This is a genomic window from Halomonas sp. TH-94 (assembly GCF_057473365.1).
This window is the reverse complement of the sequence record NZ_JBYCKL010000020.1, coordinates 1-21,175: the sequence shown is the minus strand read 5'-3', so window position 1 is coordinate 21,175 and position 21,175 is coordinate 1. Positions and strand designations below refer to the sequence as shown.

The window sequence follows — 21,175 nt, the reverse complement described above, 5'->3', positions numbered from 1 at the left end:
TCGGCCGGCGCCTCTTCGCCCAGATAGCGGCTGACCGGACCCATGTCGCGGTGGGTCAGCTTGAACCAGGCGCGGGCGAAGGCATCGGCGAACTCGTCGGGATTGTTGTGGAAGTGCTCGGAGATGCGACGGTACTCCGGGTCCTCGCGCATGGCCATGTCGGCGGTGGACATCATGATGCCCACGCGCTTGGACGCATCCTCGGCGTCAGGGGCCATATCCTTTTCGGCCAGGTTCCTGGGCACCCACTGCTTGGCCCCGGCGGGGCTGGTGGTCAATTCCCACTCGTAGCCGAACAGCACGTCGAAATAGCTCATGTCCCACTGGGTCGGCGTCGGCGTCCAGGCCCCTTCCAGGCCACTGGTGATGGTGTCGCGCCCCTTGCCGCTCTTGTAACCACTCTTCCAGCCGAAGCCCATCTCCTCCATGGGGGCGGCTTCCGGCTCGGGGCCGACGTTCACCGGGTCACCGGCGCCGTGGGTCTTGCCGAAGGTATGGCCCCCGGCGGTCAGCGCCACCGTCTCGTAGTCGTTCATCGCCATGCGCGCGAAGGTGGCGCGTATGTCTCGGGCCGAGGCCAGCGGATCGGGGTTGCCATCCGGGCCTTCCGGATTCACGTAGATGAGCCCCATCTGCACTGCGGCCAGCGGATTCTCCAGGTCTCGCTCGCCTGAGTAGCGGCTCTTGGCATGGTCGCTGGTGGCCAGCCACTCGTCCTCAGCGCCCCAGTAGATGTCCTCCTCGGGCTGGTAGACGTCCTCGCGCCCGCCGGCAAAACCGAAGGTCTTGAAGCCCATCGACTCCAGCGCCACGTTCCCCGTCAGGATGTAGAGATCCGCCCAGGAGAGCTTGTTGCCGTACTTGCGCTTGATCGGCCACAGCAGGCGGCGGGCCTTGTCCAGGTTGCCGTTGTCGGGCCAGCTGTTGAGCGGCGCGAAGCGCTGGGTACCGGTGCCGGCACCGCCGCGGCCATCGCCCACCCGGTAGCTGCCGGCACTGTGCCAGGCCATACGGATGAAGAGCGGACCGTAATGACCGTAATCGGCCGGCCACCACTCCTGGGAGTCGGTCATCAGCGCCTCGAGATCCTTCTTCACGGCCGCCAGGTCGAGCGACTTGAACGCCTCGGCGTAGTCGAAGTCCTCTCCCAGCGGGTTGGACTTCGGCGAGTGCTGGTGAAGGATGCTGAGGTTCAGCTGGTTTGGCCACCAGTCATGATTGGAGTTGCCGGTATCGCCCTGCTTGGTGCGGGAACCGTGCATGACGGGGCATTTGCCTGCGCTGCTATCGACTTTCTGATCCATGACGCTCTCCATCGGTTGACGCGTTGTGCTGTATCAAGTGCAGAATCGTTGAGCTGATGGAGTCTTCCCTTACTGCGGCCCGGCTCGTAACCGGCCCTGCGCTGCCGCCTCTTTGTTACCGTAAGGTTTCCCTCACGAGGCGAATGTTCCCTTGCCAGCCATCAACGTGAAGATAGGTATACCAGCAGAACTAAATTAGAAGTGACTTGTTTTTACGCACCGGATCGATAGCTATATTCAATGATAATGGCTATCACCATTGCCTATCTCTTTCGAAGGCCATGGTTAGGTGACGCGCTTCGCCGAACAATCCACCACAACCGCAGGCCTGCTTAGACGAAAGGCTAAGCATGGTATACTTATTGCCATGTATTCATGAGGGCCTACCCGGCCCGAGTGATATCGGCCCCTACCCGGACGCCGAGCCATAAGCCAAGGAGATACACAATGTCATCCTCCCCTGTCACTCTGATGGTGGCGCGCCGCGTGGCGAGTGGGCGTTACCAGGATTTCATCGCCTGGCTCGAAGAGGGCCGCGAGCTGGCTGCCGACTTCAGCGGTTACCTGGGCTCCGGCGTACTCGCTCCGCCGCCCGGCGACGATGAATATCAGCTCATCTTTCGCTTCAAGGACGCCGAAACCCTGGCCGCCTGGGAACACTCCGCCTCGCGCCGGGCCTGGCTTGGCCGCGGCCAAGGCCTTTATGAAGCACCACATGCCCATCGCGCCACCGGCCTCGATGGTTGGTTCCAGGACGCCACCGGCCAGACACCTCCGCGGTGGAAGCAGGCCATCGCCATCTGGCTGGCGTTTTTTCCGGTATCGCTGGCGTTCCAGTGGCTGGCAGGCCCTTTTCTTGTGCACTTGCCTTTGTTGCCCAAAGTCATGGTCAGCACTCTGGCGTTGACCCCGCTGATGGTGTTCCTCTTCATTCCGCTTTCCATGCGCCTGCTCGGCCCTTGGCTGCGGGGCGAAACCTCCCTTTTGGAACGCCTCGAGCGCCGGCTGCACCAGCGCAGGGCATGACATGCACCGGCCATCGAGCGCCCTGCCCGCCCGCCATAGGCGTGGTAGGCTAATAGAAGACTTTCAAGGGGAGTGACCCATGACCGCCGCCGAGATGCTCGAGCGCCTGGTGGGCTTTGCCACCGTTTCACGCGATCCCAACCTCGACCTGATCGCCTTCGTCGAGAGTTATCTGGACAAGCATGGCGTGGAGCACTGGCGGGTGGAGAGCGACGACGGCCGCAAGGCCAACCTGCTGGCTCGTATTGGGCCGGACGTGGCGGGAGGCGTGGTACTCTCGGGCCATACCGACGTGGTGCCGGTCGACGGCCAGCCCTGGTCCAGCGATCCGTTCACCTTGATCGACAAGGGCGATGGAAGGCTATACGGCCGCGGCACCTGCGACATGAAAGGCTTTATCGCCTGCGCCCTGGCCGAACTGCCCGAATGGGTAGCGCGCGGGCTGGCCAAGCCGATCTATCTGGCCCTCTCCTACGACGAGGAGGTGGGGTGTATCGGAGCACCGCGCATGATCGAGCGGCTGATGGCCGACCACCCTCGCCCCGCCGCAGTTATCGTCGGCGAGCCGACATTGATGCAGCCGGTGGTGGCGCACAAGGGCGCCACCAATCTGCGTACCACCGTCACCGGCCGCGCTTCGCATTCGAGTCAGGTCGATCAGGGCGTTTCCGCCATTCACGTGGCTGCAAGGCTGGTGACCAAGATCGAGGACGTGATGAGTGAGCTGCGTGCCGAGGGGCGCATCGACGAGGCCTTCAACGTCGCCCACTCCAGCCTTCACGTGGGCAAGATTGCCGGCGGTACCGCGATCAATATCATGGCGCGTGAGTGTACCTTCGAATGGGAGATTCGCCATCTGCCCAGCGACCGCTTCGAAGAACTCTTCGAGCGGGTGAATGCGTTCGCCGCCGAACTCGAGGCAGAGATGCAGCGCCGAGCGCCCGAAACGAGCATCGTCACCGAGCCGCTCAACGTCACGGTGCCGGCGCTGGCCGACGACAACAACGCCGAAGTGCTCGCCCTGTGTCGCGAACTGATCGGTGAGCAACCCAGCGGCGCGGTGGCCTACGCCACCGAGGCCGGCCAGTTCCAGCGTGTGGGGCTGCCCACCGTGATCTGCGGCCCCGGCAGTATCCGTCAGGCCCACCAACCAGACGAATACATCGAAATCGAGCAGCTCGCGGCAGGCAGCCGTTTCATGCAGGCGTTGGGACGGCGGCTCAGCCAATAGGGACTCACACCTTTTTCCCATGCATGAAGCCCGGCACACAGGCCGGGCTTCATGCGTACGAGCGGGACGGGGTCATATCCGCTGCGGTATGTCAGCCCAGGCGGTCGTGGCCGTTATCGAGGAAGGAATAGTCTGTGTAGCCTTTCTCGGCGCCGCCGTAGAAGGTCTTCGGATCGGGCTCGTTGAGCTTGGCACCGACCCGCATCCGTTCGGGCAGGTCGGGGTTGGCGATGAAGGGGCGTCCGAAGGCCACGGCGTCGGCAGTGCCATCCTCCAGCCGTAGGCAGGCACGCTCGGCGTCGTAGTTGCCGCAGTAGATCAGGGCGCCACGGAAGCGCTGGCGCATCTTCTCCCGGAAGCCCTCGGGGAAGGTGATATCGCCACCGATCCAGTTGGGCTCGTTGAGGTGAATGTAAGCCAAGCCGCGCTTGGAGAACTGGTCGGCCAGGTAACAGGCCATCTCCTCGGGTTCATCGTCGGTAAGGCCGAACAGTTCGATGAATGGGGTCAGGCGTACACCGACTCGCTCGGGGCCGAACACTTCGGCTACCGCATCGACCACTTCCAGCGGGAAGCGCGCACGGTTCTCGAGTGAGCCACCGTACTGGTCGGTACGCTGGTTGGTGCCCGTGGCCAGGAACTGGTTTAGCAGATAGGCATTGGCAGCATGCACCTCGACCATGTCGAAACCGGCGCGCTTGGCGCGCACGGCGGCCTGGCGGTAGTCATCGACGATGCCGGGAATCTCGTCGGTTTCCAGGGCCCGCGGCGTGCTGGTGGGGTGAGGGCCCGCGCTGCCATCCTCGAATTCGACGAAGCACTCGGCACCCTCGCCCTTGAGGGCACTGGGCGCTACGGGCGGCTGCCCGTCGGGCTGCACCATTTCGTGCGAGACACGCCCCACATGCCACAGCTGCAGCGCCATGCGCCCACCTTTAGCATGCACAGCCTCGACTACACCCTTCCAGCCGGCCTCCTGCTCGTCGGTCCAGATCCCCGGCGTGTAGACGTAGCCGCGGGCGGTGGGCGAGATATTGGTGGCTTCGCTGATGATCAGCCCCGCACCGGCACGCTGGCCATAGTAGATCTGCTGCAACCTACCGGGCACGCTGTCCGGCGTACGCGAGCGGGTCAGCGGTGCCATGATCACGCGATTGGGCAGGTTCAGGCCGCCCACTTGCAGCGGAGTGAATAGCGTGGCTTTCGACATTTGCCGACTCCTGTTGGCGAACGAAATTGACCTTTCCACGCCATTTATGAGGACGCTAACGATATTCTCCAACCCCGTGGCCGTAAAAAAAGAATCGAGCCTTGCCAGCCACAGGCACCGATACACCCGCCCGACGGGCTCATCGAGCCAGAACGGCTATCGGCAACACCTGCCTGATACTGGCGCCGGAAGCGTCTAGCCACGAAAGCCGGGCTCGGCGAGCCCCGCCACGTCGGTTCGCATTTGCAGCAGGCTGCCGGCCGAGGGCCAGCGCGCCTTGCCTTCGGCGTCGAGGTGCTGGGTGGCAGTGGTGATGTAGAGCGTGCGCAGGTCGGGGCCGCCGAAGGCCACCATGGTCGGGTGTGGGCACGGTACCGGGTGCTCCGCCATCAGCTCTCCCTCGGGCGAGAAGCGCACCACCCGACCACCATCGTAGAGCGCGCTCCAGTAGCAGCCTTCGCTGTCCACCGCCGCACCGTCGGGCACGCCGGGCAGCCCCAGCGCTTCCAGGTCGACCCAGGCCTGCCCTTCCCCTAGCGTGCCGTTGTCGACGTCAAAGGGGTAGCGCAGGATGCGTCGGCTCAGCGAGTCGGTGTGGAAGAGCCAGCGCCGGTCGGGACTGAAGGCAAGACCGTTGGAAATGCCGATGCCCGTCAGCCGCGGAGTCAGTGCCCCCTTGTCGAGGCAGTAGAGCGCCGCCGTGGGACTGGCCTCGTCGCTGGCGATGGTGCCCACCCACAGCCGGCCGGCAGGGTCGCAGCGGCCATCGTTAAACCGGTTGCCCTGCCCCGCCTGCCGCTGTTTCTCCCATTCAGGATTGCCTTTCCATTCGGGGTTTTCGGCCAGCCGCTCGGGCTCGCCGTTTTCGGGCAGGCGCAGGATGCCCGAGGCCGTAGCGGCCACCAGCCCCGAATCGGCAAGGGCTACGCAGCCCACCTTTTCGTCCAGTTCGCTGCGCGTCGGCGTTCCGCCCTCCTGCGGCCGCCAGGCGTAGACATGGCCGTTGTTGATGTCGGTCCAGTAGAGCGTCTGGCGCTCCACCGACCACACCGGGCTCTCGCCCAGGCTCATGTCCAACTTCACAGCCACTTCGATTACACCGTCTTGCATCGCTCGCCTCCGTTCGATGGTGAATTCCCTATGCCAATTCATTTATCTTGCATCATCGCAAGCGCGATTGATCGAACGTCATTTCCGGGTCATGCATGTCGTAATCGTTGTAGAGCAATTGGACACCTGGGTCGATACCGGCCAGGGCGACCTGCCCTGCAAGAAATGGCGACGTGATAGCGGCATGCTGGGACTCCTCTTGTTCATCTGCCATTAGCGGGGACACCTGTAAAAAGGGCGCCCTTGCGGGCGCCAAGGCGAGGAAGCCTCGCGATGAAGGGTGCCAGTGCGTGATTTACCACCACACGTCCATCTGCACGCCGAAGGTGAGGCCATCGCTGTCGTCGACGCTGATGGCATCGCCTGCCGTGCCCCCATCGATCGAGCGGCTGGTGCCATCCGCCTGGAAGGCATCCCCGTTCCAGTCCGCATAGGTGGCAAAGACACGGATGACCGGGCGCGCGAAGCCCCCCACCCCCGCGGACCACTGCTGGGCCAGGGTCAGTTTGGTCAGGCGGCGGTTGTCGTCGCCGTTTTCGGGATCCACATAGTCGTAGCCGAGCTCAAGGGCCGTGCTCAGGTTGTTCGTCCAGTAATAGGTCGGACGCAGGCCCGCTGAGATCCAGGTGGCACCGGAGTCGTCATCGAAGCTCTTCTCTTCATAGATGGCCGCATACAGCAGATCGAGCCTGTCGGGGGCGAGCCAGACGTTGCCGTGGTTGATGACGCGCCACATATCACCGCCGGGCACGTCCGGAGAGACCCCGGCATTCATGCGCCCCTGACCGCCCCCGGCATTGATGATGCCGTCGGTGGCATACTGCAGCGCCAGCTTGTTGGTGCCGCCGAACCAGTTGTTCTGCTGGTGCTGAATGGTAAACATGTGGCCCCGCTTGGCCTCGCTGCCGGCGTAATAGGTCTCCTGGGCTTCGCTCAGTTGAGCGCGGCCGTAGTTGTAGCCCAGCACCAGCGTGCCATCGGGATTGACGGGAATGTCGGACCAGCGGATATCCAGGGTGTCATTGGAGATTCGATTGTCGGCATCGGGATACTCGGTATCGTCGGTGCCCGTCGCGCGCATCCACGCCAAGTGCAGCTTGCCGGTTCCCACGTCGATGTTTTCGATACCACCGCCGGGACCGGTGGCGTCCCAGTAGAAGAAGTCGTTGATGTGCACGTCGTGACGGCGATAGAAGCGCTTGCCCGCCCACAGGCTGGCGCCGGGCAGGGCATCGACCACATTGTGGCCCTGTACGTACAGCTGCCGCAGGGAGACCTCAGTGTCCTCGGCATCGTTCAGCTGGTTGGTGAAATAACCCACCATGCTGTTGAAGTAGAACGATCTGTCGCCCTCTTCGAAAAGCGTGGCACCCAGGCCCAGCTCGGCATAGGTTTCGCACTCGTTGCCCAGGCGGTACTTGGCCCCGGCGCCATTGGCCCGAAAGCAGGCCTGATCACCGCCACCTGCGGTGTTGCCGATGCCGGACCGCGCGTAGCCGGTGAAGTCGATGCCGGACATGAAGTCTTCCTGAGCCTGGGCGGTGCCTAAGGCGAGGCAACCGAGCCCGATCAATCCCAAACGGGCCAAGGGATGTGCTGAGTGGCGTGGCGTTTTCATTGTTGTGCTCCTCGTGAATGATTGCATCGCTATGGTTTGTTGTTGGTAATAACTCTGAACTAAGTGATTGTGGTGTGACGGATGGATGGCTCCTTGGTATCAACGGGGTGGAGTTAGCTGTCGAGACAGCGGAAATGACAGCACATTGAGAGAGACTCCCCTGCGCCCAGCTCGACCAGCCCTTGGCACTGCGGCTCGCGGCCGCGGTGCGCATCGACCTCGTGGGAGACCGGCTCGAAGCAGAAGAAATCGGCCTGCACACCCGGCGAGAACACCAGGTAGCGCGAGCTGTCGGCGCTCACCTCGAGCATCACGCCGCGCTCGGGCCAACGCAGCACGGCCCGGCCGTTCCAGCCGGTGAAGAGATTGTCGATCTTGCGCTCGGGAAGTGCGGCACCGCGGGAAAAGTCCCAGGGCTCGCCGGGTGAAAGCCCGCGCCACTCGGTCGGCAGCTGGGTGGCATCGACTTCCCACACCCCTTGGGCAACGGCTTCGACTGTTACCTCGGCACTGCGCGGAAACCAGGGATGCAGGCCCAGGCCGTAGGGGGCAGAGCTCTCCCCCAGGTGGGTCACGACGAGGGTGACCTCGAGCGCAGCTTCAACCAGGCGGTAGATCAGCTCCGCCCGGTAGACGAAAGGCGGCTGTTCGCGGGAGCGCAGGCCGAGCCGCAGCCACGTATCGCCTTGCTCCTCCACCTGCCAGGCCTGTTGCCAGCCGTCGCCATGGATCGGCAGAGGCTCGTCGGGCAGATTGGCTGCCAGTGAATAATGACAGCCGCGCCAGGCGAAGCCGCCCCCGCCGATGCGATTGGACCATGGCACCAGCGGGTACATGGCCAGCCGGTTGGGGTCGCATTCGTCGTCGCCTCCCGGGCGCATCAGCGGCTCGGGGCCGCGCTCGGTCAGTCTGTCGAAGCGCACCACTGAGCCCCCGACTTGCGGGTTGACCACCAGGCGCAGCTCGCCGTTGTCGAGAGTGATCGTCATGACGTTTCGCTCGCTCCCGGCTCAGGCCATGCTGACCTGGGATCGGACCAGGGCCTCTTCCGGCAGGCGCTGGCCATCGACATCGAAGCCATGCAGCAGCTCGTGGCGGGGCGTCAGGTAGAGCACGTCACCGCTGCGCACTGCCGCATCGCCGGGCAGGCGCACGATCAGGGGGCCGGTGGCATCGCTGTCGACATAGGCGAAGGCGTCGGCGCCAAGCATCTCGACCACCCGCACGCGGGTCTGCCACTCCCCCGCCTCGCGACTCACCTCGAGGTGTTCGGGGCGAATGCCAAGCGTGGCGGCTCCGTAGGCCCGTGCGACTTCGCCTTCGATCAGGTTCATCTTCGGCGAGCCGATGAAGCCGGCCACGAACAGCGTCTCAGGCCGCTGGTAGAGCGCCATCGGCGTGCCCACCTGCTCGATGCGACCGGCATTCATCACCACGATGCAGTCGGCCAAGGTCATCGCCTCGACCTGGTCATGGGTGACGTAGACCATGGTGGCGTCGAGCCGCTGGTGCAGCTCGGCCAGTTCCACACGCATGCGATTGCGCAGCGCGGCGTCGAGATTGGAGAGCGGCTCGTCGAACAAGAACACGCCGGGGTTGCGCACGATGGCGCGACCGATGGCCACGCGCTGGCGCTGGCCGCCCGAGAGTTCGGCCGGCTTGCGCTCGAGCAGCTCTTCCAGGTTGAGCAGGCGTGCCGCCTCGGCCACCTTCGCCTTGCGCTCCTCGGCAGGCACCTTGGCCAGGCGCATACCGAAGTCGATGTTGTGCGCCACCGTCATGTGCGGATAGAGCGCGTAGGACTGGAACACCATGGCGATGTTGCGATCGCTGGGCTCGGCAGTGGTCACGTCGCGCCCGCCGATGGAAATGGAGCCGCGAGTCACCGTCTCGAGCCCGGCGATCATGCGTAGCAGGGTCGACTTGCCGCAGCCGGAGGGCCCCACCAGCACGGTGAAGGAGCCGTCCTCGATGTGCAGATTGAGGTGGGGGATCACCGTGGTCTTGCCACGGAAGGTCTTCTCGATGTCGACCAGGGTAACTTCAGCCATAATGTGCTCTCATCTTGGGGAACACTGCTCAAATGCCTACGCGAGCGAATCGCTGCGTTGCGCGGTGCGCGGAATCCTCACCTATACCCCATAGGCTCCGGTTCCTGTGCTCCGTGCGCCTTGCGCTTCATCTCGCTCGTCGATTTGTTCAGCGGTTCCCTTGGCGCCTATTGTGTTTGTCGTAGACGAAAAATCGGGTTCAGCGGGCGTTGCGGCGGTAGCGAAACTCGGCAAAGTCCGCCGGCGTGGCTCGCCCGCTGATGTCGTGGGCCGCCATGCCCAGGAAGTTACCGGTGAAATAGCCGTGTGCGCGGCCGCTGCCCTCGTCCGAGAGCAGCCCGGCGTCCAGCACCGGGCCGATTGGCTGCCAATCGGCGTCGCCCTGGGTGAAGCGGAACTGCAGCTCGCACTCGCGAATGTCGAGGCCCAGGCGCACCGGCAGGTCAGGAGCGAGCGTCACACCCGGCTCGGCAATATCGAGCCGCCCGCTGGGCCACTCGTCTAGGCAGCTCATCACGCTGAGCACCTTGTCGCCGGCATCGCTCCTGGTCACTGCGAGATAGTGGAACTTGAAGCGGTTGTAGTAGGCGATCAATCCGGCGAACTGCTGGATGTCGTCGGGCTCGAACTCGAGCTCGGTCTCGGCGCTGCAGAAGTGGCTGTCCTGACGTCGTGCCACCAGCGCCTGCTCGAACCAGGCGCCCACCGACTCGCGGCCGAAGAGGCGCAGGAAACCGGGGCGCTCGGCAAGCGAGAACAGCCGCTCGGGCTCGGGCGTGCGCAGCCACTGGAACGCCGCCGGAAGCGCACCGGGCCCGAACGAACAGGACTCCTCGGCGGCCGCAGCGCGCTGCTCCACGCCGGTCATCCCAGCGGGCATGGCCACCTCCAGCGCCGGGGTGCTGCCTCCTCGAACCAGGCGCAGCCAGCCGTCTTCGCCCCACTCGACCCTCTGGATGGCCGTCTCGCGCCCCAGCGGCGAACGGCGCGTGCCGGGCAACGGCCGGCTGCACAGATGCACCATGTAGGTCTCGCCGGTTGGCGTTTCCACCAGGTCGGCATGACCGGCGCGCTGCAGTGGGTTGTCGGGATCCTGGCGTGTGGTCAGTACCGGGTTGTCCGGGTGCACCTCATAGGGGCCGGCGATCTCGCGCGAGCGCGCCATGGTCACGGCATGGTCGTAGCCGGTGCCGCCCTCGGCCACCAGCAGGTGGTACCAGCCGTCGCGGCGGTAGAGGTGCGGCCCTTCGGTGAGCTTCATTCCGGTGCCGGCAAAGATGTTGCGGATCGGGCCGACCAACTGCCTGCTCTCGACGTCGTATTCCTGCAGCAGGATGCCGCCGAAGCGGTCGCCGCCCTCGCGCTGGCGGTAGTCCCACTTGAGGTTGACCAGCCACTTGCGGCCGTCCTCGTCGTGGAACAACGAGGGGTCGAAGCCGCTGGAATTGAGGTACACCGGATCGCTCCAGGGCCCTTCGATGCTGGGCGCAGTGACCAAGTAGTTGTGGCCGTCCTTGAAGTTGCCTTCGTAGCGCTTCATGTCGGTGTAGATCAGCCAGAACAAGCCGTCGGCATGGGTCAGGCAAGGCGCCCAGATGCCGCAGGAATCGGGATTGCCGCGCATGTCGAGCTGAGCGGCCCGGGCCAGCGGACGGTTTACTAGTTGCCAATTGGCCAGATCCCGCGAATGGTGAATCTGCACCCCCGGATACCACTCGAAGGTGGAAGTGGCGATGTAGTAGTCCTCGCCGACCCGACAGATCGAGGGGTCGGGATTGAAGCCGGGGAGAATCGGATTGCGGATGGTATCGTTCATCGGTGTCATCCCTTGACGGAGCCGCCGGTCAGCCCGGCCACGATGTATTTCTGCGCAGCGAGGAAGAAGATCACCGCCGGCGTAATGGTCAGCGTCACGAACGCCAGGATCATGTTCCACTGCGTCAGGTACTCGCCCTGGAACTGCATCATGCCCAGCGGCCAGGTGTAGATGGAGCGGTCGTTGAGCACCACCAGCGGCAGCAGGAAGTTGTTCCAGCTCTGCACGAAGACGAACACGCCCACGGTGGCGAGGATCGGCGTCGACAGCGGCAGGGTGAACGACCAGAAGAAGCGCAGATAGCTGCAGCCGTCGACATAGGCGGCCTCGAACAGCTCCTTGGGCAGCTGATCGAAGAACGCCTTGAACAGCAGGATTGCCAGCGACAGTCCGAAGGCGGTCTGGGGCAGGATCACCGCCCAGTAGGTATCCAGCAGCCCCAGGTCGCGCACCTTGATGAACAGCGGCAGGATCGCCGCGGCAAAGGGGAACATCAGCCCCAGCAACAGGTAGGAGAGGATCATCTTCGAGCCGAAGAAGCGGATCTGCGAGAACACGTAGGCCGCCGCCGCGCCCACCACCAGGGTCAACAGCACCGTCATCGACGAGATGAAGAACGAGTTGCCCATGTAGCGCCAGAAGTTGCCGTCGAGGAAGATCGCGACGTAGTTCACCGCGTTCCAGGTAGCCGGCAGGCCCAGCGGATTGATGCGCAGTTCGGCGTTGCTCTTGAAACCACCGAAGAAGGAGGCCAGCAGCGGACCGATGACCAGGCTGGCCACCAGGATCAGCACGATGACGCGCAGGGTGTTTCGGGTAGTGGCGCTCGTCATGCCCGCTCCTCCTTCGTCGTGGCGCGCTGGTAGAACAGCGCGATGCAGATGGCGAGCACGAACAGCACCACGGCGGCGGCGCTACCGAAGCCGATGTTGAGCCGCGACAGGCCGAAGGTGTAGAGATAGGTGACGATGGTATGAGTCGAGTTGGACGGCCCGCCGTTGGTCATCGGGATGATGATGTCGAAGATCTGCAGCGAGCCGATGATGGCGAAGAAACCGCTCACCACGAGGGCGTGCTTGATCAGCGGAATCTGCACGAACAGCGCCACCTGACGCGGCTTGGCGCCCTCCAGCTTGGCCGCCTCGATCAGGTCCTTGGGTACGCTCTGCAGGGCGGCGATGTAGATCATCATGTGAAAGCCGAAGTACTTCCACACGATCACCGTCATGATCGCCGGGAAGGCCCACTGGCGGTCGGCCAGCACGTAGACCGACTCCTGCCCGAGGGCCTGGAACATGAAGGCAGTGATGCCGTAGTCGCCGTCGAAGACGAAGCTCCAGATCAGCCCCGCCGCCACCTCGGCAAGAATGTAGGGCAGGAAGAACACCAGCCGGAACAGCGTATTGGTCGGCGTCTTGCGATATACCAGCAGCGCCAGCCCGAGCGCCAGCGGCATCTGGATGATCAGCGAGACGAGGATCAGCTTGGCGGTGTTCCACAGCGCGGTATGGAACACCGAGTGGTCGAGCAGACGCTCGTAGTTCTGGGTGCCGACGAAGTTGGTCGGCGCGCCGTAACCGTTCCACGAAAAGGCGCTGTAATAGGCCGCGTCGGCCAGCGGCAGGATCACGAACAGCGAGAACAGGATCAGCGCCGGCGGCAGCAGGATCAGCACGGCGGTGAACTTGCCGCTGGCCAGCCCTTGCCGGAAGCGATCGGCATTGCTTCTCTTGTGCACGACGGGTCGGGTCAGGGTACTCATGAAGGCTTCCATTCGGAGAACAGGGCCCGGCGCCACGAAACGCAGCCCCGGGCAGACGCATGGCTCAGCGGAACATCCAGGCTTCTTCGACCTGAGCAGCCGCTTCCTCGGGTGTGATCGCGCCCTGGGCCAGGTCGCCGCTGATGTCATTGACCGTGGCGCCGACCGACGTTCCCAGCGCCTGGTCGAGGAACACCTGGTGGAAGTTCGACTCGCTGAGAATCTGTGCCACCTTGCGCGCATAAGGCGTATCGAGCTCTTCCTCGGAGCCGTGGGCCACCGGCACGAAGATGCCGAGCCGTGCGGCCTCGCGCTGGTTCTCCTCGTTGAGCAGGAAGCGCAGGAAATCCACCGCCTCATCGGAGGCGTCGCGGGTCACGGCGAAGCCGTTCATGCCGCCGAAGCTGTCATCGTTGCCGGCTCCGCCTTCCACGCTTGGGAAGCGAATGAACTCGAGGTCTTCGTCGGGAACCCCCTCGCCCGTCATCGAGCGCTCCTTGGAAGGGATGTAATCCCAATCGCCCATCAGGTGCAGGGCCGCCTCACCGTCACCGAACATGGCGCTGGCGCGCTCGTAGGAAGTGGCCATGAAGCCCGACTGAAAGGGGTTGAGTTCGACGAACGACTGCAGCAATTCCCCGGCGCGCACGAAGGGTTCACCCTCGAAGCCGCCGTTCTCGCCCTCCCTGGCCGCATCGATACCTTCGCCGCCGGCCAGCCGCGTCGCCAGGTAGCCCCAATAGAAATGCATGGGCCAGCCATCCTGGCCGCCCACTACGGCGGGCGTGATACCGCTTTCACGCAGAGCGATCACAGCCTGCTCCAGATCCTCCCAGTTCTCGATGGCCTCGATGTCGACCCCGGCCTGCTCGGTCAGGGCGGTATTGGCCCAGAAGCCCACCACGGTGGCATAGAGCGGCGCGCCATAGACGCGCTCGTCGAGCGTGAAAGCGCGCACGGCCGACTCGGGATAAAGATCCTGCCAGCCATCCTGCATCGCCTCGGTGAGGTCGCGCACGAACCCGGCCTCGACCTGGTCGCGCAGCCCCTCACCGCCCCAGCTATAGAAGATATCAGGGCGTTGGTTGGACTGCAGCAGGGTGGGCAGGCGCGTCTTGTAGGCCTCGTTGGCAATGTACTCGAAGAGCACGTTGACCCCCGGATTGCGAGCCTCGTACTCGGCGACGATATTGTCGTAATACTGCTTCTCGACGTCGCTGATCTCGACCCGCAGTACCCGCACGGTAGTGTCTGCCGCCGCAGCAAACGCCGCCAGGCCGGTGGCAAGGGCGACCGTAGCCGTCACCCAGCGCTTCGCGTGCGGCAGTCGGGTCAGTCGTAGGTGGGAAGTGTGCATGGCGAGCTCCTTGTTGTGTTGTAAGCGCATGAATGCACCTCTTGGTGATGAACGTTGGCGACTCAGCCCCAGCCGCCGTCGACGGCAAGCTCCTGCCCGGTGATCGCGGCGCTCTCGGCGCTGGCCAGAAACAGTACGGCGGGAGCGATGTGCTGCGGCTCGAGCCGCAGTTTCAGGCACTGGTGCGCCTGGATTGCCGCCTCCTCCTCAGGGCCGATCCACTTCTCCAACTGGCGCTCGGTCAGGATCGAACCAGGCACCAGCGTGTTGACACGGATGTTGTGACGTCCCAGGTCGCGAGCCAGGCTGCGCGTCAGTCCATGCACCGCCGCCTTGGCGGTGACGTAGGCCGACAGCTCGGGAATCGCCATCTGCACGCTGATCGAGCCGAAGTTGATGATCGCCCCGCCACCGGCCTCGATCATCTGATGCGCCGCCGCCTGTGCGGCGAAGAACATCGGCCTCAGGTTGAGGGACATGCGCTCGTCCCAGTAGTCGACGTCCACGTTCTGCCAGGTGTGACGGTCATCGTTGGCGGCATTGTTGACCAGCGTGTGAATGGGCCCCAGATCGCGGCCGACCTCGCCGATCGCGGCCTGCAGGTCCGCGACGTCACGAATATCGCAACGCCGATAGTGCGGCGCCCGCCCCGTCTCCGCCTTCAACGCTTCGACCAGCGCTTCGCTGGCGGCATCGTCGATGTCGACGAAAGCGACTCGCGCCCCTTGCAGGTGGAAGGCGCGGGTCAGCGCAGCCCCGATGCCGCTGCCGCCCCCGGTAATGAAGACGACTTTCTGTGCCAGGCTGGGATAATGCGCCGCATCGTTGTTCATGCTCTCTCCACTTAGTTTTTTCTATTTACTAAGTGGAGAGTGAACATCCTCGCGCACGCCGACAATGCGACGTTAGTCGACAACCAGGGTTTATTTAGCTAAATCAGCGAGATTGCCTTATGAAGAGCGCCTGCTTAGCTCAGCCCGGCATGGTCGAGGAGTTTCAATTCGTTTATTCTGAGAACCAACCAGCCTAATCGCGTCGACTCGCCAGCACGCTCTGTCTTGTGCATCGGTCCGCTATCCATGGCACGCTTCATCCTTTTCTCCGCCGCATGCGGACCGCAAGGCCTCGGTTTTCTATGGCAACCCACAACCAGCAGCACAAAGCGGGCGACCTTCACTTTCTCAAGCGGCTCAATCGCAGCGCCATCCTCGAGCTGGTACGTCGCACACCCGGCCTTACCCGTGCCGACATCGCGACCCAGGCACAGTTGACGAAGGCCACCGTGGGCGCCGGCGTACAGTCTTTGCTCAACCAGGGATGGCTGCGTGAAGGGGAGCTGCAGAAAAGCAGCGGTGGCCGCCCGGGTCGCGCCCTGCATCTCGACGAAGAGCAGCATGTCCTGGTCGGCGCCGAGGTTGGGGTACATGGGTTACGCCTGGTGGCCTGTACCCTGGCGGGCCAGGTGCTGGCTTCGCACCACGAGCACCTCGTGCCCATGACGCCTGAAGTCACTGCCGAACTGCTTGGCAATCTGCTGCGCGAGCTGATGCTCGAGGAGTCGATCAAGAACCGTCGCTGCCTGGGGCTCGGCATCGCCCTGCCCGGCCCCATCGAACCCGACAAGCCCGTGCTGCGCCTCGCTCCCAACCTGGGCTGGCGAGACGTTCGTTTCCTGGAGCTGCTTCGCCCTCACCTGCCTCACCTGGAAGGCACCTGGCTGATGGACAACGAGGCGAAATCGGCAGCTTTCGGCGAACTCTACTTCCGCACCGGCAACATCCCCGAGTCGCTGGTGTACGTCAGCGCCGGCACCGGGATCGGCAGCGGCATGGTCACAGGCAGCCATCTTCCGCTGGTCGCCCGCGGCATACAGGGGCTGGCCGGCGAGATCGGGCATACCGTACTGCAACCCGGCGGTCTTTACTGCCATTGCGGTAACCGCGGCTGTGCCGAAACCCTGGTAAGCGGGTGGTCGATTCGCGCGGCACTTGGCATTGCCGAGGAAGAGGATCTCATCGAAAGCTTGCTGCCTCGCCTGAACGATCCCGACGTGCAGGTTACGCTGCGCCGGGCAGGTGAGGCCCTGGGGGTTCTGCTGCTCAATCTACACCATACCCAGAACCCTTCCGAAATCGTGCTCGGCGGCTCGCTCACCCAACTTGGCGACCCGCTGCTCGGCCCTGCGCTCGACTTCTTCAAGGCCAACCAGAGCCGCCTGCTCGGCACGACTCAAAAGGTGCCGCTGCGCGTGCTCCAGGACTCCACCTTCATTGCCGCCCGGGGCGCTGCGGCTCAGGTTCTGGCCAGCATTATTCATGGCCCCAGCGATCTGATCTGAACGAACGAAGCCTCAGCCCCAAGGCGCCTTACGGGCGACAGTCAGGGCAGCCTGACGCTTCGGCCCAGCGAACTGGCGCCCGACTCCAGCCCCAGTGCATCGGCGGTACCGGCAAGCACCGCTAGCGCGGCCTGGAACGCTTCCTGGGGGCGACGCATGCGGATGCTCTCCAGAAGAAGACGATGGCGCTCGAGACTCTCCTCGGGATCGCTGGCGTTTTCGTTGGACATGGTCACCAGGAGCTGAATCGACGGCCTGAGGATGTGCGAAAGCTGAGCCCAGACGATATTGTGGGTGGCCTTGAAGATGGCGACGTGAAAGGCCACGTCGCACTCACTGTGCAAGCGTCGTTCTTCGGCACAGCTGGCATTGCGAAGGTTCTGTCCCAGGCCCTCGAAAGCCTCCTCGATGGCGACCAGATCGCGAGCGGTAGCTCGCTTGGCGGCGGTCATCGCCACGTAGGGCTCAACGTCGAGGCGAAAGGCGAGTATCTCGCGCTGTATCTCCGGGTTGGGCGCCGCATAGCGGGCCAGCCACTGGGTAACCTGGGGGTCGAGAATGTGCCATTCGGCATACTCCCGCACCTTGGAGCCATGTCCCGAGATACGCTCGATGATGCCGGCATCGACCAACATGCGCAGGTCGCTGCGCACTGCCGAACGATTCATGGCAAAGCGCTCGCATAGGTCGAGCTCCCTGGGCACGAACTCACCCGGCTGGTAGCGTCCGCCAAAAATCTCCTCGGCGAGGTGCTCGGCGATGCTGGCCCGAGCCATTGGCTTGCGCTGAGATGACGTCACGACAATGAAATCCTGTAGCAATTCGCGCCTATCATAACCCACCCGACCCTTCTTTCGGCCCAATGTCCATCAGCACATTGGCTGATACCTTCAATGATTGTCGCGCGGTGGGCTCTGGCGGGCCACATCGCGATACTTGGTTGCTAAATCCAACGTCATGCCGCGATCCAAAGGCTCCACCATGCTGCGCTGAATTTCCTGCCATGGGGTTTGATGGGCCGGATAGTGGTAGCCCCCGCCGGCCTCGAGGCGCTGACGACGCGCCTCCAGCTCAGCGTCATCCACCAGGAGCCGTACCTCACCGCGCTTGAGATCGACACGTAACCTGTCCCCACTCTCGAGCAGTGCCAGACCGCCTCCGGTGGCCGCTTCCGGCGAGGCATTGAGGATGGAGGGCGAACCGGAGGTGCCCGACTGGCGGCCATCGCCCAGGCACGGCAGCGACTCGATGCCACGCTGCAGCAGAGCCGCGGGCGGCTGCATGTTGACCACCTCGGCACCGCCGGGGTGGCCCACCGGACCGGCACCGCGCATGACCAGAATGGTGCGTTCATCGATGTCGAGCGACGGATCGTCGATGCGCGCATGATAGTCCTCGGCGCCATCGAATACCGCCACCTTGCCTTCGAAGGCTTCCGGGTCGTCCGGATCGCTGAGAAAGCGTGCGCGGAAGTCGGGGGAAATCACGCTGGTCTTCATCAGCGCCGAGTCGAACAGGTTGCCTTTGAGATTGAGGAAACCGGCATGCTCCACCAGCGGGTTCGCATAGCGGCGCACCACCTCGGCATCCCGGGTCTCCTGGCCTTGCAGATTGGCGGCTAGCGTTCGGCCATTGACGCTCAGCGCGTCGCCATGCAGCTTGCCGGCACCAAGCAGCTCATGTAGCACCGCAGGCACACCGCCCGCCCGGTAAAACTCCTCGCAAAGATAGGCCCCGGCCGGCATTACATTGGCCAAGAGCGGCACTTCATGGCCAAGGCGCTGCCAGTCATCGTTGGTGAGCTCGATACCAGCATGGCGGGCAATGGCATTGACGTGCACCGGAGCGTTGCTGGAGCCGCCCAATGCCGAGCAGGTGACGATGGCATTCTCGAATGCCTGGCGAGTGAGAACGTCCAGCGGCCGCAGATCCTCCCAGACCATGTCGACGATACGCGAGCCCGTATCGAACGCGACCATGGCTCGTTCCTTGTAGGGTGCCGGTATCAGTGCGGATCCGGGCAGGCTCATCCCCAGCGCCTCCGCCATGGAGTTCATCGTCGAGGCGGTGCCCATGGTATTGCAGTGCCCGATGGATGTAGCCGAGTCGCTGGCTCGCGAAAGAAATTCGGCATAGTCGATATCGCCGGCGGCCAGCCGCTTGCGCAGCTCCCAGATGATCGTGCCCGAGCCGACCCGTTCGGCGCCGCGCCAGCCATTGAGCATCGGCCCTCCCGACAAGACGATCGCCGGGATATTGACCGTGGCCGCCGCCATCAGCGCCGCCGGGGTAGTCTTGTCACAGCCGGTAGTGAGCACTACGCCATCGAGGGGGTAGCCGTGCAATATCTCCACCAGCCCCAGATAGGCCAGATTTCGGTCGAGTGCCGCAGTGGGCCGCCGCACGTTCTCGTGGATCGGGTGCATGGGGAACTCGAACGGCACCCCGCCCGCGGCACGGACCCCATCCTTGACGCGCTTGACCAATTCGATGTGATGACGATTGCAGGGCGTCAGGTCGGAGCCGGATTGTCCAATGCCGATGATCGGCTTGCCACTGGTCAACTCTTCCAGCGTCAAACCGTAGTTGAGGTAGCGTTCGATGCACAGCGCCGTCGTCCCCGCATGCAGGGGATTGTCGAACCAGTAGCGCGATCGCAGCTGGTCTGGGGAAATCCGGTGTGGCTTGGTCATCGTCACGCTCCACGCCTGAGTGAGAGAAAAGTGGTTCTGACCATACGCCGCCAACACCGAAGTAGTCGATACATACAAAAGTATATGTTGAACAAATATGGTGAATGTCTGACATTCTACGCAGACATGGTGGTCGCACCAGGTCGATATCCGCTATACCGACAACAACAACGCACCGTGCAGTACGCCAGATGGCTGGGCATCACGTCCTCCGCCGGCGCTGCATATGGAGGCTCCACTCATGCATCATCCCTGGAAGCTCACTCTGGCAATGGCTGGCATCACGTTCACCAGCTTTGCCTACGCCGCCACCCCCGACCTTTCCGACCCTCCCGCCATCGAAGGTGGCGTGCTCGAAGATCACGGCAGCCATACCATTCGCATGGGCATCGGCCTGGCCGAGAGTTCTCCGCAGTATCTTTCCGTGCAGTACTTCGCCGATATCCTCGACCAGCGCACCGAGGGGCGCCTTTCCGTCAATGTCTTCCCCAACAGCCAGCTGGGCGATGACGTGCAGATGATGGAGATGCTCCAGACCGGTACGCTGGACATGAGCTACCCCTCGTCATCACCGGCCACCACCTACGTGTCGGAACTCGCCGTCTTCGACTTGCCGTTCCTGCTGCCGACGCGTGAAGCCGCCATCGCGGTGATGAACAGTGACGTGGCCCAGCAGATGCTCGATGCCTTCGATGGCACCGGCATCAAGGCGCTGACCTTTTCCGAGAATGGCTATCGCCAGCTCACCAACAGCGCCAGGCCGATCGAATCGCCGGACGATGTGGGGGGGCTTGATGTCCGCGGGCTGAGCGTGCGGACCATGGAAAACCCCGTGCACCTCTCCATCTGGGAGACCCTGGGTGCCAACCCCACCCCCATGGCCTTCGGCGAGCTGTTCTCGGCCATGGAGCAAGGCGTAGTCGACGGCCAGGAGAACCCCTGGAGCACCATCCTGACCTCCAATTTCCACGAGGTGCAGGACTACGGCTCCGAGACACGCCACGTCTATACCCCCTTCATCATGATGATGTCGCAGCGTACCTGGGATCGCCTGGCGCCGGAGTATCAGGAGCTGGTGCAGGAAGCGGCACGCCAGTCGGCCGAATACGAGATCCAGCTGGCTGCCGAGTACGACGACTGGGCACGCGAGCAGCTCGAGGAGCGGGGCATGCAGATCACTCGGCTCGACGATGAACAGATCGCCGCCTTTCAGGAAGCGGTACAGCCCGTCTACGACCAGTGGGGCCCGCGGATCGGTGAAGATCTGATCGCCAGCATTCAGGAAATCGCCAACGCTGCTGGTAACGATTGATTCCCTTCCCGGACAGTGTGGCCAAGCAGGGACGGCTCTATCCCTGCTTGGCCGATGGAGCACCGCATGACCACACCCATCCCCCCGACCGATCCCCATGAATATCTTGACGACCCCAACCGCAAGGCACTGGAGTTCGATTTCGAGACCCCCAGGGGACCGGCCGTTTTCCGTTGGCTGTCGGTGCTCATGGAGCACCAGATCGCCGCCTTTCAGGAAGCGGTACAGCCCGTCTACGACCAGTGGGGCCCGCGGATCGGTGAAGCTCTGATCGCCAGCATTCAGGAAATCGCCAACGCTGCTGGTAACGATTGATTCACTTCCCGGACAGTGTGGCCAAGCCGGGA

Annotated in this window: 19 protein-coding genes; 5 read left to right on the top strand and 14 right to left on the bottom strand. The window is 63.7% G+C overall.

Annotated elements, in window-relative coordinates; genetic code table 11:
* A partial coding sequence (locus tag AC2VNO_RS03825; protein ID WP_486932896.1) for a peroxidase family protein occupies positions 1–1,304 on the bottom strand: 1,304 nt, incomplete at its 3' end.
* A gap of 447 nt (positions 1,305–1,751) precedes the next feature.
* On the opposite strand from AC2VNO_RS03825, the gene AC2VNO_RS03820 reads away from it, so the two are divergent.
* Together AC2VNO_RS03820 and argE are read left to right on the top strand one after the other, a co-directional pair.
* Positions 1,752–2,330: an antibiotic biosynthesis monooxygenase gene (locus tag AC2VNO_RS03820; protein WP_486932895.1), complete on the top strand. Its 579-nt coding sequence runs from the start codon at positions 1,752–1,754 to the stop codon at positions 2,328–2,330.
* Between the two features lie 79 nt (positions 2,331–2,409).
* Positions 2,410–3,561, top strand: a complete 1,152-nt coding sequence (argE, locus tag AC2VNO_RS03815; RefSeq protein WP_486932894.1) for an acetylornithine deacetylase — start codon at positions 2,410–2,412, stop codon at positions 3,559–3,561.
* A 91-nt stretch (positions 3,562–3,652) separates the two neighbouring features.
* Here the strand turns inward: argE and AC2VNO_RS03810 are convergent, their stop codons facing one another.
* The 11 genes from AC2VNO_RS03810 to AC2VNO_RS03760 form a co-directional block, all read right to left on the bottom strand.
* Positions 3,653–4,771, bottom strand: a complete 1,119-nt coding sequence (locus AC2VNO_RS03810) for an alkene reductase (RefSeq protein ID WP_486932893.1) — start codon at positions 4,769–4,771, stop codon at positions 3,653–3,655.
* Positions 4,772–4,966: 195 nt separating this feature from the next.
* Complete coding sequence (locus tag AC2VNO_RS03805) at positions 4,967–5,881, bottom strand: SMP-30/gluconolactonase/LRE family protein (protein WP_486932892.1); 915 nt, start codon at positions 5,879–5,881, stop codon at positions 4,967–4,969.
* A gap of 52 nt (positions 5,882–5,933) precedes the next feature.
* Positions 5,934–6,095: a hypothetical protein gene (locus AC2VNO_RS03800; RefSeq protein WP_486932891.1), complete on the bottom strand. Its 162-nt coding sequence runs from the start codon at positions 6,093–6,095 to the stop codon at positions 5,934–5,936.
* Between the two features lie 81 nt (positions 6,096–6,176).
* Complete coding sequence (locus tag AC2VNO_RS03795) at positions 6,177–7,499, bottom strand: maltoporin (protein ID WP_486932890.1); 1,323 nt, start codon at positions 7,497–7,499, stop codon at positions 6,177–6,179.
* Between the two features lie 113 nt (positions 7,500–7,612).
* A complete protein-coding gene (locus tag AC2VNO_RS03790) occupies positions 7,613–8,488 on the bottom strand; it encodes an aldose 1-epimerase (RefSeq protein WP_486932889.1) in 876 nt (291 codons plus the stop codon).
* 21 nt (positions 8,489–8,509) lie between these two features.
* On the bottom strand, positions 8,510–9,550 hold the full coding sequence (locus tag AC2VNO_RS03785; protein WP_486932888.1) for an ABC transporter ATP-binding protein: 1,041 nt from the start codon (positions 9,548–9,550) through the stop codon (positions 8,510–8,512).
* A gap of 199 nt (positions 9,551–9,749) precedes the next feature.
* Entirely contained in the window at positions 9,750–11,366 is a 1,617-nt protein-coding gene (locus tag AC2VNO_RS03780; RefSeq protein ID WP_486932887.1) for a glycoside hydrolase family 43 protein, read from the bottom strand.
* Between the two features lie 5 nt (positions 11,367–11,371).
* Positions 11,372–12,199, bottom strand: coding sequence for a carbohydrate ABC transporter permease (locus AC2VNO_RS03775; protein ID WP_486932886.1), 828 nt, complete (start codon positions 12,197–12,199; stop codon positions 11,372–11,374).
* Entirely contained in the window at positions 12,196–13,128 is a 933-nt protein-coding gene (locus tag AC2VNO_RS03770; protein WP_486932885.1) for a carbohydrate ABC transporter permease, read from the bottom strand. The genes AC2VNO_RS03775 and AC2VNO_RS03770 overlap by 4 nt, the downstream gene beginning before the upstream one ends.
* Before the next feature lie 64 nt (positions 13,129–13,192).
* Entirely contained in the window at positions 13,193–14,485 is a 1,293-nt protein-coding gene (locus tag AC2VNO_RS03765) for an ABC transporter substrate-binding protein (RefSeq protein WP_486932884.1), read from the bottom strand.
* 62 nt (positions 14,486–14,547) lie between these two features.
* Entirely contained in the window at positions 14,548–15,318 is a 771-nt protein-coding gene (locus AC2VNO_RS03760) for an SDR family NAD(P)-dependent oxidoreductase (RefSeq protein ID WP_486932883.1), read from the bottom strand.
* 302 nt (positions 15,319–15,620) lie between these two features.
* Between AC2VNO_RS03760 and AC2VNO_RS03755 the strand changes: the two genes are divergently transcribed.
* Positions 15,621–16,823, top strand: coding sequence for an ROK family protein (locus AC2VNO_RS03755; protein ID WP_486932882.1), 1,203 nt, complete (start codon positions 15,621–15,623; stop codon positions 16,821–16,823).
* Between the two features lie 41 nt (positions 16,824–16,864).
* Here AC2VNO_RS03755 and AC2VNO_RS03750 read toward each other — a convergent pair whose 3' ends face one another.
* Positions 16,865–17,623, bottom strand: coding sequence for a FadR/GntR family transcriptional regulator (locus tag AC2VNO_RS03750; RefSeq protein ID WP_486932881.1), 759 nt, complete (start codon positions 17,621–17,623; stop codon positions 16,865–16,867).
* 90 nt (positions 17,624–17,713) lie between these two features.
* Positions 17,714–19,516 (bottom strand): IlvD/Edd family dehydratase, encoded by a 1,803-nt coding sequence (locus AC2VNO_RS03745; RefSeq protein ID WP_486932880.1) that lies wholly within the window; start codon positions 19,514–19,516, stop codon positions 17,714–17,716.
* A 241-nt stretch (positions 19,517–19,757) separates the two neighbouring features.
* Between AC2VNO_RS03745 and AC2VNO_RS03740 the strand changes: the two genes are divergently transcribed.
* Both AC2VNO_RS03740 and AC2VNO_RS03735 read left to right on the top strand, forming a co-directional pair.
* Positions 19,758–20,828 carry a TRAP transporter substrate-binding protein gene (locus tag AC2VNO_RS03740; protein WP_486932879.1) on the top strand — a complete coding sequence of 357 codons (1,071 nt, stop codon included), beginning with the start codon at positions 19,758–19,760 and terminating at the stop codon, positions 20,826–20,828.
* A 66-nt stretch (positions 20,829–20,894) separates the two neighbouring features.
* Positions 20,895–21,143 carry a hypothetical protein gene (locus AC2VNO_RS03735; protein ID WP_486932878.1) on the top strand — a complete coding sequence of 83 codons (249 nt, stop codon included), beginning with the start codon at positions 20,895–20,897 and terminating at the stop codon, positions 21,141–21,143.
* Positions 21,144–21,175 lie beyond the last annotated feature (32 nt).